Source organism: Candidatus Thiodictyon syntrophicum (genome assembly GCF_002813775.1).
Taxonomy (GTDB): Bacteria; Pseudomonadota; Gammaproteobacteria; order Chromatiales; family Chromatiaceae; genus Thiodictyon; species Thiodictyon syntrophicum.
On sequence record NZ_CP020372.1, the window covers coordinates 455,340 to 467,867 of the forward strand.

Annotated in this window: 11 protein-coding genes; 4 read left to right on the forward strand and 7 right to left on the reverse strand. The window is 66.0% G+C overall.

The features are described 5' to 3' along the window. The first annotated feature begins 187 nt into the window (after positions 1-187). The 4 genes from THSYN_RS33200 (at position 188) to THSYN_RS33215 (ending at position 3,602) form a co-directional block, all read left to right on the forward strand. Positions 188-721, forward strand: coding sequence for a flavoprotein (locus THSYN_RS33200; RefSeq protein ID WP_100923297.1), 534 nt, complete (start codon positions 188-190; stop codon positions 719-721). Continuing rightward, positions 718-2,112: a DUF6513 domain-containing protein gene (locus tag THSYN_RS33205; protein ID WP_100923298.1), complete on the forward strand. Its 1,395-nt coding sequence runs from the start codon at positions 718-720 to the stop codon at positions 2,110-2,112. The genes THSYN_RS33200 and THSYN_RS33205 overlap by 4 nt, the downstream gene beginning before the upstream one ends. A gap of 234 nt (positions 2,113-2,346) precedes the next feature. Then, on the forward strand, positions 2,347-2,913 hold the full coding sequence (locus THSYN_RS33210; RefSeq protein ID WP_100923299.1) for a DUF447 domain-containing protein: 567 nt from the start codon (positions 2,347-2,349) through the stop codon (positions 2,911-2,913). Continuing rightward, on the forward strand, positions 2,910-3,602 hold the full coding sequence (locus THSYN_RS33215; RefSeq protein ID WP_100923300.1) for a (5-formylfuran-3-yl)methyl phosphate synthase: 693 nt from the start codon (positions 2,910-2,912) through the stop codon (positions 3,600-3,602). The genes THSYN_RS33210 and THSYN_RS33215 overlap by 4 nt, the downstream gene beginning before the upstream one ends. Before the next feature lie 11 nt (positions 3,603-3,613). On the opposite strand, the gene drmB is transcribed toward THSYN_RS33215, so the two are convergent. From drmB to THSYN_RS36525, 7 genes are all read right to left on the reverse strand, one after another. Then, positions 3,614-5,398, reverse strand: a complete 1,785-nt coding sequence (gene drmB / locus THSYN_RS33220; RefSeq protein WP_100923301.1) for a DUF1998 domain-containing protein — start codon at positions 5,396-5,398, stop codon at positions 3,614-3,616. Then, complete coding sequence (gene drmA, locus THSYN_RS33225) at positions 5,395-8,847, reverse strand: DISARM system helicase DrmA (RefSeq protein ID WP_100923302.1); 3,453 nt, start codon at positions 8,845-8,847, stop codon at positions 5,395-5,397. The genes drmB and drmA overlap by 4 nt, the downstream gene beginning before the upstream one ends. Before the next feature lie 104 nt (positions 8,848-8,951). After that, positions 8,952-9,419 carry a protein-export chaperone SecB gene (locus THSYN_RS33230; RefSeq protein WP_100923303.1) on the reverse strand — a complete coding sequence of 156 codons (468 nt, stop codon included), beginning with the start codon at positions 9,417-9,419 and terminating at the stop codon, positions 8,952-8,954. 16 nt (positions 9,420-9,435) lie between these two features. Beyond that, on the reverse strand, positions 9,436-10,101 hold the full coding sequence (locus THSYN_RS33235; RefSeq protein ID WP_100923304.1) for a type II toxin-antitoxin system MqsA family antitoxin: 666 nt from the start codon (positions 10,099-10,101) through the stop codon (positions 9,436-9,438). Positions 10,102-10,108: 7 nt separating this feature from the next. After that, on the reverse strand, positions 10,109-10,429 hold the full coding sequence (locus THSYN_RS34675; RefSeq protein WP_157818112.1) for a hypothetical protein: 321 nt from the start codon (positions 10,427-10,429) through the stop codon (positions 10,109-10,111). 85 nt (positions 10,430-10,514) lie between these two features. Next, a complete protein-coding gene (locus THSYN_RS33240; RefSeq protein ID WP_100917659.1) occupies positions 10,515-11,699 on the reverse strand; it encodes an ISAs1 family transposase in 1,185 nt (394 codons plus the stop codon). A gap of 363 nt (positions 11,700-12,062) precedes the next feature. Beyond that, positions 12,063-12,497 carry a hypothetical protein gene (locus THSYN_RS36525; RefSeq protein WP_236849079.1) on the reverse strand — a complete coding sequence of 145 codons (435 nt, stop codon included), beginning with the start codon at positions 12,495-12,497 and terminating at the stop codon, positions 12,063-12,065. Between the last annotated feature and the right edge of the window lie 31 nt (positions 12,498-12,528).

A 12,528-nucleotide genomic window follows, 5' to 3' on the forward strand; every position in this document is an offset into this window, starting at 1 on the left:
CAGCGTCAATGATGGGTTTCGCTGCGCTCTACCCATCCGGCGACCGGCCCGGCCGCACGCGCGGGGCTTGTGCGGGCGGCGCTGTTTGGCTTATGGTCCCCGGCGCCGGTGGGTCACACCTGTAGCGCAGATCCACCTGGCGACAGCGGCTTCATTCCTCCCCCCACCCAGGACCCCAGGCCCCACGATGCAGCACCCTGCCACCCCCCGACTCGCCTGGGCCATCACCGGCTCCGGCCATTTCCTTGGCGAATGCCTGGCGCTGGTCGAGTCGCGCACCGACGTGGACCTCTTTCTGACCCGTGCGGCGGCCGAGGTGCTGGTCATGTACGGGGTCGACCTCAAGCGCCTGCGTGAACGCATCACTTGCTATCGCGACGGCGCGGCCAGCGCCCCCCCAGTCGCGCGCTTCTACCAGGGCATCTATTCCCGCCTGGTGATCGCCCCCGCCACCTCCAACACCGTCGCCAAGATGGTCTGCGGGATCTCCGACACCCTGGTGACCAATATCTACGCCCAGGCCGGCAAGTGCCGGGTCCCGAGTATCGTCTTTGCGTGCGACACCGCCCCCGCCATGCAGACCGAGGCCCCGGGCGGCCAGGTCATGGTCTATCCGCGCCGCATCGACCTGGAGAATGTCGAGCGCCTGCGCGGCTTCGAGTACACGACGGTGGTCGACAGCGTCGCTGCCTTGGCGGCCGCCCTGGCGCTGCCCCCATGAGTGGGCACCTCCTGTTCCTGACCGGCCAACTCGCCGAGCGGCCCCTGCGGCGCGTCCTGGAGGGGCTGGACCTGGGCGATACCACCTGGACGGTGCGCCAGCTCGGGGTCAAGGTCGCCGCCTTGATGACCGCGGACATGATCCGGCGGCGGCTCGACGATACCGCCGGGGCCGACCGGATCATCATCCCCGGGCGCTGCCGTGGGGACCTGGCGGCACTCTCTGAGCACTTCGGCATCCCGGTCGAGCGCGGACCCGAGGAACTGATGGACCTGCCCGGTTATTTCGGCCTCGCCGGTCGGCGGCCGGACCTCAGCGCCCACAGTGTCCGCATCTTCGCCGAGATCGTCGATGCCCCGCGTCTGGACGTCCCGGCGATCCTGGCGCGGGCCGCCCGGTTGCGCGCCGACGGCGCCGACGTGATCGATCTGGGCGGCCTGCCGGACACCCCCTTCGCGCACCTGGACGCGAGCGTGCGCGCCCTGAAGGAGGCCGGCCACTTGGTCAGCGTGGACTCCATGCAGTCCGCGGAGCTCCTGGCCGGCGGCCAGGCCGGGGCGGATTTCCTGCTGAGCCTCAATGAGGACAACCTCTGGATCGCGGACCAGGTCGCCGCCTGCCCGGTGCTGGTGCCGAGCCAACCGGGCGACCTGCCCTCCCTGGAGCGGGCCATGGCGCACCTGGAGGCGCGCGGCCGGCCCTACCTGGCCGACCCCATCCTGGACCCCATCCATTTCGGTTTCGCCGACTCGCTGGTGCGCTATCACAGTCTGCGCCGGGCCTACCCAGGGGCGCAGATCATGATGGGCTTGGGCAACCTGACCGAACTCACCGAGGCCGACACCACCGGCATCACCGCCATCCTCATGGGCCTGGTCTCCGAGCTTGAGATCGGCAACATCCTGACCACCCAGGTCAGCGCCCACTGCCGCAGCGCGGTGCGCGAGGCCGACCGGGCGCGCCGCATCATGCACTGGGCACGCCAGGAGGGCAGCCTGCCCAAACAGATCGACGGCGGCCTGACCGCCATCCACGAACGCAACCCCTTCCCGGCGAGCCTGCCGGACATCCGCGAGCTGGCCGCCGCTATCCGCGACCCTAACTACCGCATCCAGGTGAGCAGCGAGGGCATCCACTGCTTCAACCGCGACGGCCTGCACAGCTTCGACGACCCCTTCGCTTTCTATCCTCACCTGGGGGTGCAAGAGGACGCCGGCCACGCCTTTTATCTGGGCGTAGAACTGGCCCGCGCCCAGATTGCCCACCAGCTCGGCAAGCGCTATGTCCAGGACCAGCCCCTGCGCTGGGGTTGCGTCCTGCCGCCGGGGCCGACGGATCTGGAGCACTGCGACCCGGTCGGGCCGACCCGTAAGCCAAGAAAGAATGATTAGCCGCAAATGAACGCAAATATACGCAAATAAATCTGCGCGTGGCGGCCATGCTAAATACCGCCGGTGCGCGGGCGGCGCTGGCCATACCCTTGATTATTTGCGTCCTTTAGCGTTCATTTGCGGCCAAACTGCTCTTTCCAGGGTAAACGCTGACCCTGGGAACGCCGGGCACCAGCCCCGAGCGTCGGCATCGACCCCCATAGCCCCACGTAGGACCGCGATCAGGACCTCACCATGATCCAAGAAGTCATCGTCACCACCCGCCACCCGGACGGGCGCACCCATTGCGCCCCCATGGGCATCCGCCGCGCGGGGCCGCACCTGGTCATCGCCCCCTTCCGGCCCTCCACCACGCTCGACTTCCTGCTCGCCGGCCGCAGCGCGGTAGTCAACTACACCGATGACGTGCGCATCTTCGCCGGCTGCCTGACCGGGCGCACGGACTGGCCCCTGGTCGACACCCAGCGCGTCGCCGCACCGCGCCTGGCGGACGCCCTGGCCCATACCGAACTGGAACTGGAGACGCTCGAGGACGACCCGGAGCGCCCGCGCCTGCTCTGCCGCCCGGTCCTGGAGCAGACCCACGGCCCCTTCCAGGGCTTCAACCGCGCCCAAGGGGCCGTGCTGGAGTTGGCCATCCTGGTAAGCCGGCTCGACCGGCTGCCGGCGGCGCAGGTCAGCCAGGACATCGCCTACCTGAGCATCGCCATGCAGAAGACCGCCGGCCCCCGGGAACAGGAGGCATGGGACTGGCTGATGCAGCGGGTAGCGGCCCATCAGTCCGGCGGGGCCCTGCCATGACCCGACTGCTGGCCAGTGTGACCGACACGCTTGAGGCCGAGCAGGCAATCCGCGGCGGCGCCGACCTCATCGACCTCAAGGACCCGGCACGCGGGGCCCTGGGCGCCCTGCCCTGCGAGCAGATCCGCGCGATCCTCACCCGGGTCGCCGCCCGCCGCCCGGTCAGCGCCACCATCGGCGACCTGCCCGCCGACGCCGAACTGACCCGCGACCTGATCCGCACCACCGCCGCCACCAGGGTCGACTATGTGAAGGTCGGCCTCTTCACGAAGGACCACCGCGCAGCCTGCCTGCCGGCCATCGCCGACCTCGCTCAGACCTGCGCCATCGTCGTAGTCCTGTTTGCCGACCGCGCCCCCGACCTGCGCGACCTGCGCCCCTTCGCCGCGGCCGGTTGCGCCGGGGTCATGCTCGACACCGCGGACAAGGCGGCCGGCGGGCTGCTCGATCATTTGGGTCCCGATGTGCTGCGGGCCTTTGTCACCCAGGCCCGGTCTCTGGGTCTCCTGTGCGGACTCGCCGGGGCCCTACGGCTTGCCGACATCCCTGCCCTGCTGCCCCTGGGGCCTGATTACCTGGGATTCCGCGGCGCACTCTGTCACGCCGACCGGCGCACCGCCGGGCTCGACCCGGAGCGGCTGGACGCCGTGCGGCGCGCTGTCCCGTCGGCCGCCCCGGAGGGCCTCTAGCAGGACCAGCCTCAGGACCCGAAAAACTCCGCACCGAGCGCACCCACCGTGGCTGTCACCAGTGCGCGGTCCAGGAACTCATTGCGCTGTTCGCAGGAGGTCTCGGCGATGAGCAGGCAACCGTGGCAGGCCGCGCCGTTGAGCGGCTGATGGTCATGCAGGGCCGGATGGTGGTAGGCGCACACCGGGTCGTTCGAGCACAGCGCCGCCAATTCAATGGCACGGCGCAGGTGCCTGGGCGTATCGCGGCCGGCCTGGACCAGTCCCCCAAGGATCCCTTCTGCATCCGGTGAACCGGTGTAGATCAGGATGCCGTAACGCCCTGGTCTGGCGTAGACGCGCTCGCGCAGGGACGAGGCCGGGTAGCCGCATTCCAACGAGACGGCGGTCAACAACAGATGGGAGAGCGAGTGGAGCAGGATATAGGGCAGGCCGGGAAATTCGCGGTTGGATTGCTCATGGTCGCGCTTCCAAAGTGCAAACCCCGCCTGGAGGACGGTGCCCCGGTCGATCACGGCTTGCCGTTTCAGCCAGGTGTCGATCAGCTCGGCCTTGAACTGGAGGAAGATCCCTTCACCGTGGTTTTCGACGGCCGGCAGCCAGGACGCATCCGCCGCCAGCGCGGCGGATTTGACCCCGAGGTCGAGTTCACCGTCGATGTCCGGCCCGGCCGCCTCAAAGCGCGTGAAGCCGACTTGGGCAACGACTTCGCGCAGTCGATGGACCAGCACGACCCGTTCGATTGACTGGGTCGCCGGGCCTTGCCAGTGCGCCGCAGGCAGGGTGCGGGCGTAGAAATGCCCGCCAGGCTTATCGCTGCCAAGCTCGTCCTTCGCCTCGGTCAAAGCCTCGAATTCGACCTCTTTGACGCTGCGCGGGGAGCCGCTCGCACCATTGCGTATCCGGTCAATCGAGGCCATGACCGCCGCGTCGTCGATCCCCGCGAGCCTGGCCGCCGGGGTGGGCCTCATCCGGACCTTCTGCAGCTCCGCGAGGGTCTCCACATCACTCAGAAAATCGTCCCACAGCGACCGGGCCACCTCGTCCACGGGACTGCGGGTGTCCGGAATCGAGATCACCGACATCAGTTGCGCAAAGTAGGCGTGAGACGCGGTCCGGGTCAGCAAGCGATTCAGTTCGCCGCAGGGCTCGCGGTTCCCGGCGCCGAGCCAGGGCCGATCCCCGTTGCAGTGGCCGAGTGCTTTCAGGTCCCGGCGCGCCGCCTGACTCACGGAGCGGGACTCACCGCAGGCACAGATGATGAAGACCGCGTCCAGGTCACCGCTGGTGCCGCGCTCCTCGATCCAGAGTTCACGGTGACACCCGGCCGTGCCATGCACAAAGGCCGGCCAGTCGATGTCGCCGATGTGCCCCATGATGCAGGCGTGCACGAAGCGTATCGGCACGACGCTCTTGTTCTTGCGGTCGTCGCCCCGGAACCGTCCCCCGTCGAGTGCATTCGCGTGTACGAGGCGACGGCGCCGGTGGCCCGCCGCCGTCAGCTCCGCGTCCTGGACGATGAACCACTCGGGAAAACGCCAGGCGACGATATCCGGGCGGAATCCCTGCGGCCTGTCACTGGCCGGGGGCGGTGCGCGCAGGGTCAGGCCGGACCGGCCCAATTGGTCGGCGAGCTTGGTCAGGAGCCGCGGCTCGTCGATCACGGCCAACTGGCTCGGGTCGTACTGCCAATGATCCAGACCGGCGATCAGGACCGAGGCGTCCGGCAGGTCCACCATGGCGCCCGGTCCGAAGGTCGTGATCACTTGGCTGGCGCGCAGTGTCGGTTTTGTCATGGCCTGTTCCTCCAGGCATCCAGGTTCCTGACCGTGAGTTCCACGCTGGGCTCCACGTCGCGCATCGAGCGATTGGCGCGAAAGCGCTGGCGCACCTCCTGCAGCGTGGGCAGGTCCGGGTCAAGGAGGTCATAGAGTAAACGCGCGGCGCCCGCCATTTCCCATTGCTGGTACTGAAACCTGGTGTTGGTCGCGCGCATGTCCTCGGCGATCCGGCTCCAGGCATCGAGCAGGTCCTCGCAGCCGTGCAGGACCTGGTCGTGCAGTTGTTGGGCCGCGGCTGGCGCTTGGTCGAGATCATGGTCACGGGCGCGCTCGGCAAACCACTCGGCCACCGATTGAAGCGAGGTCCGCCGGCCAAGGATTTGCTCCGCCCCCTGGGGTGGGGTCATCAACGCATCCCCTTGACGGGCCAGCGACACCAGGGCACCCGCCAGGGCGCGGTCCAGGGCCCGCGGCGAAAATGGCGTGACACTGGTGGCCTCCACCGCGCGATAAAAGCCCGCGTGATAGCCAGCGAAGCGCTCGTAATGGGAGCGGTCGCGCGCCTTATGGATATTGAGCAGGGTGACCACCAGCCCGGGGTGGGCGCGATCACGTCCGACGCGACTGGTCGCCTGGATATATTCGGCGCTGGTCTTGGGCTGGCCGAGCACCACCATCAACCCGAGCCGCAGGATATCCAGTCCCACCGAGATCATGTTGGTGGCCAAGGCAACGTCCACGCGCTCCTTCTCCTGGAACGGCAGGGCCAGGCGGCGCTTGGTGGCCGCCACCTCGCCCGTGGAGACGCGCGAAGTCAGTTCCAGCACCTCGTAGGCGATGCTCCGATTCACAAAGAGGCCATCAGCGGGCTCCCGCCGGCGGCGCATCCCATACTGGGACAGGCGGGCCCGTACCTCATCCTCGACGATCCGGCGCGTACCGCCCAACTCGCGCAGACTGTTGAAATAGCCCAGCAGCGTCATGTAGGGATCGGCGGGATTCGGCGTTCCCTTCTTCCCGCCCGCCGCGTCCCACTGACGTTGACCGGCGGACAGCAAGGCGAGCGCACTGCGCAGCAACAGGACCTTGAGGCTGCGTCCCTGGGCGGCGACCCCGACATAGAGCCGCGCCGGGACCTCACGCGCGGGCCTGGTCACGGCAAAGAAGGAGTCGCGGCGGTCCGGTCCCGGCGGCGGAAAGACCTCCACCCGGGGACGACCAAACAGCGCCCGGATCTGGCGCTCGGCCCGGCGGACGGTGGCCGTACTCGCGATGATCTTCGGCCGCACGGACTCGTCATTGATGGTCCAGGTCGCCAGGGCGTCGATCGCCGTCTCATAGAGCCCCGCGATGGTCCCCAACGGCCCTGAGATGAGGTGCAACTCGTCCTGGATGATGAGATCGGGCGGCGGCAGGCGCCCGCCAAAGGGCCTGCCGCCGGGCGCACAGGGACCGTAGAAACCGTCCTGGTCGTAGCGCTCGATGCGCCCGAACAAGGCCCCGGTCTCGCCCGTCCAGGGCAGACTGGCGAACTTGTCGACGGTGGCAATCAGCAGTCCCGGGAGGCGTCGATAGATCGGCTCGTCGACCGCGATGATGGGTAAGCCCCGCTCGGCCGAAAACTCGCACCCGTGGTCGATACAGCGCACCTCGAGGTTGAGCGGCTGGTTGGGGTTGGGCGCCAGACGGAAGGAATCGGGCGCCAGCTCGGCACCGCACCAGGGGCAGTTCTCCAGTGGAATCGGTCGTGAATAACGTTTGGGATCACGCTTGTACCGATTCGTTCGCAGATAAGCGGTCTCTTCCTTGCCGGGGCCGTCGTAGCCTTTCCAGCCCATCCGATTGGGTGTCGCGGCCTTGCCGACCCAGAGTCCGATCTCAAAGGGCCAGGGCCCCAGGCGTTCATCGGCTTCGCGCTCCAGTTCCAGGGCACAGATCAGGGTCGCGGCGCGCCCCATCTGGTCGAGCGTCAGCAGCCGCAGGGTGTAGCGCATCAGCACACTGACCCCGGCGGAACGCAGTCCCGGATGACGCAGCCGCCGCAGCACCAGGATGAATGCCGCCAACCCCAGATAGGCTTCGGTCTTGCCGCCGCCGGTGGGGAAGAACAGCAGGTCCACCACTTCACGATCGCCGTGCGTATGGTCCGCGACGCCGCGCAGGGTGAGCAGGATGTAGGCGAGTTGGAAGGGGTACCAGCGGGGCGCTGGCACCTGGGCGGGGGGTTGGCCACAGGACTGGGCATTGCGTCGCCGCGCCGCCGCCGCCATGGCGCGGTTGGCGATCCGGAAGGCCGTCAAGACCTCGGGATCGGCAAGCAAGCTGATCCCCGCGGCGATACGACTGGCGGCGTGCTCGGCCGCATCCAGCAGCTCTGTTGCCGTGATGGCCTGCCGTTTGGTCAAACCGGTGCACTTCTGACGCTGGACCCCGATCCAGGTCCGATACTGCTCGACCAGGGGCGAGAGCTTGGTGGCGGCATCATTGCCGTCCTGCAGGTCGGCTAGGGTCTCCATCCCCAGTTCGACCAAGGGCAGCGCGGCCGGCTCGACACGCTCGACCTGCGCACTCGGCAACCAGTCGCTCGCCGCCTCACAGCACCGATCACCCTCGGTCAGGGTGGCCTTGGCCGCTACCCCATGCCCGACGGCGTACTCGTAGAGATCGCGATACTGGAGATCGCCGACCCGGGCATCCCATTCCTCGGTCAATTCACCGTTGCCGGACCCGCGCAGATCGGGGCGCGCCACGAAGGGCACCGCCGAGCGCAGTGTGAGACCCGCCTGAAAGGCGAAGGAGCGATAGCCGTGATCCGGATTGGGCAGGCGCTCGTTGACCAGGAACACCGCGACCGAGAGGGTCCCGGCGGGCAGTGACGTCGCTGCGGGAACCGCCCGACTGGTTGCCACCAGCACCAGGCCACGACTGTTCGGAACGGCCAACTTGACGGGGGCCGAGCCGGCAGCCGGTAGCACAAGATCGAGTGTCTGCGTGCATGGCGTACGGCGGTAACCCCGCGGCGACTGCGCCGGTGTCCCCGCGGCAACGGGCGGCTCTTCTGCTTGCTCCTGCGCCTGGGCGTCCGGTTCGGGCGGTGGCTCTTCCGCCGCCCCTTCAAACCCATAATCGCCCCACACCACGACGGCCTCCAGACGGTCGACACCCGGCGCCACCAGCACCGAGAGTCCGAGCGAGGACGGCAGGTAGCTCTTGCCGGCCGCGGCGCGATCCGGCGGCGCACCCTCGTCGGCATCGATGTCTCCGCCGGCATCGAGCTGTTCGGCCTCTTGGAGATCGGTGCGCTGCTCCTCCGGGGCATGGCATGGCACCAGGAAGCCGGTCAGATACCAGCGGGTCGGCGACTCGGGTAACAGCTCGTGAGCGAAGGCGTGGTCGTTGTCGGGGCCGATCAGGTCGAGGCGCAGCGCCTCGACGAGTTGACCGCGAACCTGCGTGGAATCCATCGTGTTCGTCAAGGACCACCCCTCTGAATAAAGGATGAGGGATGAAGGATGAGGGATGAAAGAAGATCCTTCATCTTTCCTTCATCCCTCATCCTTCATCCCTTTTAGTTGTCTTGGCTCGCGTTGCCCTTGGCAGACAAATGCTCCCGGAAATCCATCGTAGGCAAGACAAATGATCCGGCGGTACTGCGGGCCGTCAGCGTAGTGACAAGTTCGCGAATAGCCCCATAAATGAGGCTGGCGCCATTCACGGCGGCGAGGTCGCTGCGCTTTTCCTTATCGATCTTGCGATCGATTTCGATCAGGCCCAGCGCGGTGATGTCGAAGAGGTAAGGCGCGGGCTTGCCCTCCTGGTTGTCGATCGCGATACGAAGCATCACGACGAAGACGCCTGGGTCGCTGTCATCTTCGGCGTTCGGCAGTGCCTCGCTCCCCAACTCGACACGAAAGGTGGTACCGTCGAAGTCGAAGTTCGTCGCGTCGCCGGGAGGCGCGTCGGCCGCTGGTTCAACGGCTTCGACGTGGATGCTCTTGAAGACCAGTTGCCTGAGCTGAATGATGCTGGGACGCATGGCTGTACTCGCTGGATCAGCTCAAGGCTAGATCGAGATCGGGCGCCCCGGAATCGTTGGCGGCCTTCCCGATGGTGTAGCTAAAAGTATCGGCATGCAGCTTCGATTCCCTGGTTCTCATCCAGTCGGGCAGTGCGACGCGGTAAGATAGGCCAGGCGATACCTGATATCGTTCTGCCGCGAGTTCCGAAGCGGCAGGGACTTTGGCATGAGTCAATGGCGGCTCCATCTGGTACTTGGCGGGTAACCCCGCGCGACGCAGCAGCCAATTGGCCGCCTCCGGCACCCTGTCGGCCAGGTGCAGAAGCCTCTCCATACCCTCGGACGGCGCCACGTCACCGTGCTCGTATTTAGAAAAAGCACTAGGCCCACCGCCAAAGACGCGCGCTGCCTGTGCCTGAGTGATACCCAATTCCTTGCGAATACGCAGAATGTCAGGCGGGCTCAGGCGCTCCGCTTGGTCACGCTCAACGGTGGCCTGGTAACGGGCTTCGATGATCGTCCGCTTGTTCTGGCGCGACTGCTCGGGCGCTACGATGTACTCGCCGCAGTGATCGCAGAGCGAATGCACAAGTCCGCGGATGGTAAAGCCGTAACCGTCGATCTCGTCCTGGCGGTCATGGGTGTGTTCGATAAGCTGACCTTCGTCGCACATCGGACACAGGCTCGGATGCTGGTTCATGGCAGTCTCATGATGATAGATGGCAGCTCATCACCCAAACGGTCATACGAGGATCGTCATGGCGAAAGCCGAATTTGAGGTAATATTGCGGGTGCCGCCAAGGGACGCTGCGACACGCCTCGATATGATCGTAATGTAACGCATAGACATCCGCATCGATCACTTTGCGGCTACGCCCCTCGCACCACTCGGAGTTCCGGTAATCTTTCGGACACAAGGCGGCGATGAGATTTACGATATCGTCAGTATCCCACTCCAATGCCTCGACCTTCTTCTCGCAACGGTCACTGGCCAGAAAAATAGGGCCGCGTTGCGCCAGATGCTGCACCGTTGTCAGATCATAAATCGGCCCCCCCGGAATCCTGCGTGCACGCTCACCCTCGGGTAGAGGGTCTGGGGGCAGGGCAATCGCATCACGCTACACTAATATTCGGAGAATCTGATACACGTGTTTTTGGCTTGGCATCCGGTGCTTCAAAAAGCAGCTTCGTCAAGTAGCGTTCATCCCAACCGGCCTTCAAGCGTTTGTTCTTGATGCCGAGCTTGGTGTTGTCGTTCTTCAGCCGCGTCAGCGCGATGTGGCGCAGTACGGCCAGGTTCTCGCGGGCGCCCGGTTCGCGCACGCGGCAGTCATCCTCGCGGAAGGCCACATCGAGACTCCAATGCAGATCGTTCTCCACGCCCCAGTGATCACGCACGGCACGGGCGAAGCGGGCCACGTCGGTGGCGATACTGCCGATGTAGAAGCGAGTTTCGCGGGTGATCTTGCCAGCGACTTCGCGCTGCGACTCGACCATGCCGATCATGTTCATGCCCTTCCACAGGGCGCTGCGCGGTACGCCGGAGAGATCACCCAAGGTCCGGTAGCGGCGGGTCTCCACCCGTCCATGGCCATGCTCGTGGGTTTCGTGCATCTGCGTGTCGACCCCCGCGTAATCCCGCGCGTCGGCATCGATAAACGCCTCCTCGACTTCGGTGGCCAGCGTGCCCTGGTTGCCCTTGAGCGCCAGCACGTAGTCGGCCCCCTGCTCGATGATCTGCTCGGCGATCTTGGTCTGACAGCCCATTGCATCAATGGTGACGATGCAGCCTTGGAGACGCAGCAACGCCAGCAACTGCGGGATCGCCGTGATCTCGTTGGACTTCGCGTCGGTGGCGACTTGCCCAAGGACGACGCGGTTGGCCGTCGCCCACGCGCTGACCACGTGCAGCGCGGCCAGACCCTTGGCCCGATCGTGGGAGCGGCGCAGCGTCTTGCCGTCGATGGCGATGATCTCGCCGGGGATCACTTCACGAATCGACGCCACCCAAGCGCGAAAGCACGTCTCGAATGCTTCCGGCGCCAGCAACCCGAACACCCGCCCGAACGTGTCGTGGGCCGGGATGCCCTTGGGCAACTCCAGAAACTGCGCAAACCACGGCCGTTTCGTGCGTCCGAACTGCGCGATGGCCACCCAGCCGTCCGCGCCGCAGAGCGTTGCCGCAATGGCGATGACGATCATGTCGATCAGGTTGTGGTGGCGCTTGATCGGGCAGCGCGGGTCTTCCAGCGCGGAAAAATGCCCGGCCAGCGACCGATCCAGGGTTGTTTCGCACATCGTCGCCACTCCACAAGACAGAAAAGTCAGTGGATTGTCACGTGATCCTCGTGTTTCGTCTAACAGTAATTGCTAATTATCTGATGCGATTGCCCTGGGTCTGGGGGCGGTGTCCACGGGCGCTTTCTAAGAGTATCTACCATTTTGGTAAGTTCTGCCAGTGTTGGTCGTTCTCAAGGCACGCGCGAGTTGAGATATCGCTGCAGAAACCGAGCATTCCGAGGAGATGCGCAGGTCGGCATGGTTTACAGGGTATCGTCTGCCTCGTCCCAGGGAATCCCCAGATATAGTTTCATGTTGCCACATGGGGCACGATATATTGTTTGGGGTTGGGAGCTATCATCCAGTATCCCCCAGTCCGAGTCAGTCGAACAAATCTAAAGTCCCTGCTCCGCGCGCCTTGCGGCGCGGACCGGCCTTACCAGCCGCGCCTTTCCCAGCCGACGCCGCGACGAGTCCGGCCTGTTCTTCTTCGGCGGCCCGCTCGGCGTTGAGGGCCAGCAGGCGGGCGAGGACCTCGTCGCGGATCGCGTCGGGCCAGCGCAGGCGCCAAGGCTTCTTGCGGCCATTCCCGCCTCGCCCACCGGACGCCGGGCCAGCGGTCTCCGCGTCGTCCTCGTCTTCCCACTCCAAGAAGAAGTCGCAGTCGGTGGGGATGTCGGTCCAGCCGTAGGCGTCGAGTACGGCGCGGTCCATGGCGGCGTGCAACTCGCGCAGCCGCTGGATGTCGGGCGAGGACTCGTCGGGGTCGTGGAAGCGGTTGTAGGTCTTGGTCAGGCCCTCGTTGTTGCGGACCATCAGGTCGGCAAGGAAAGTGTCATAGGCGCGG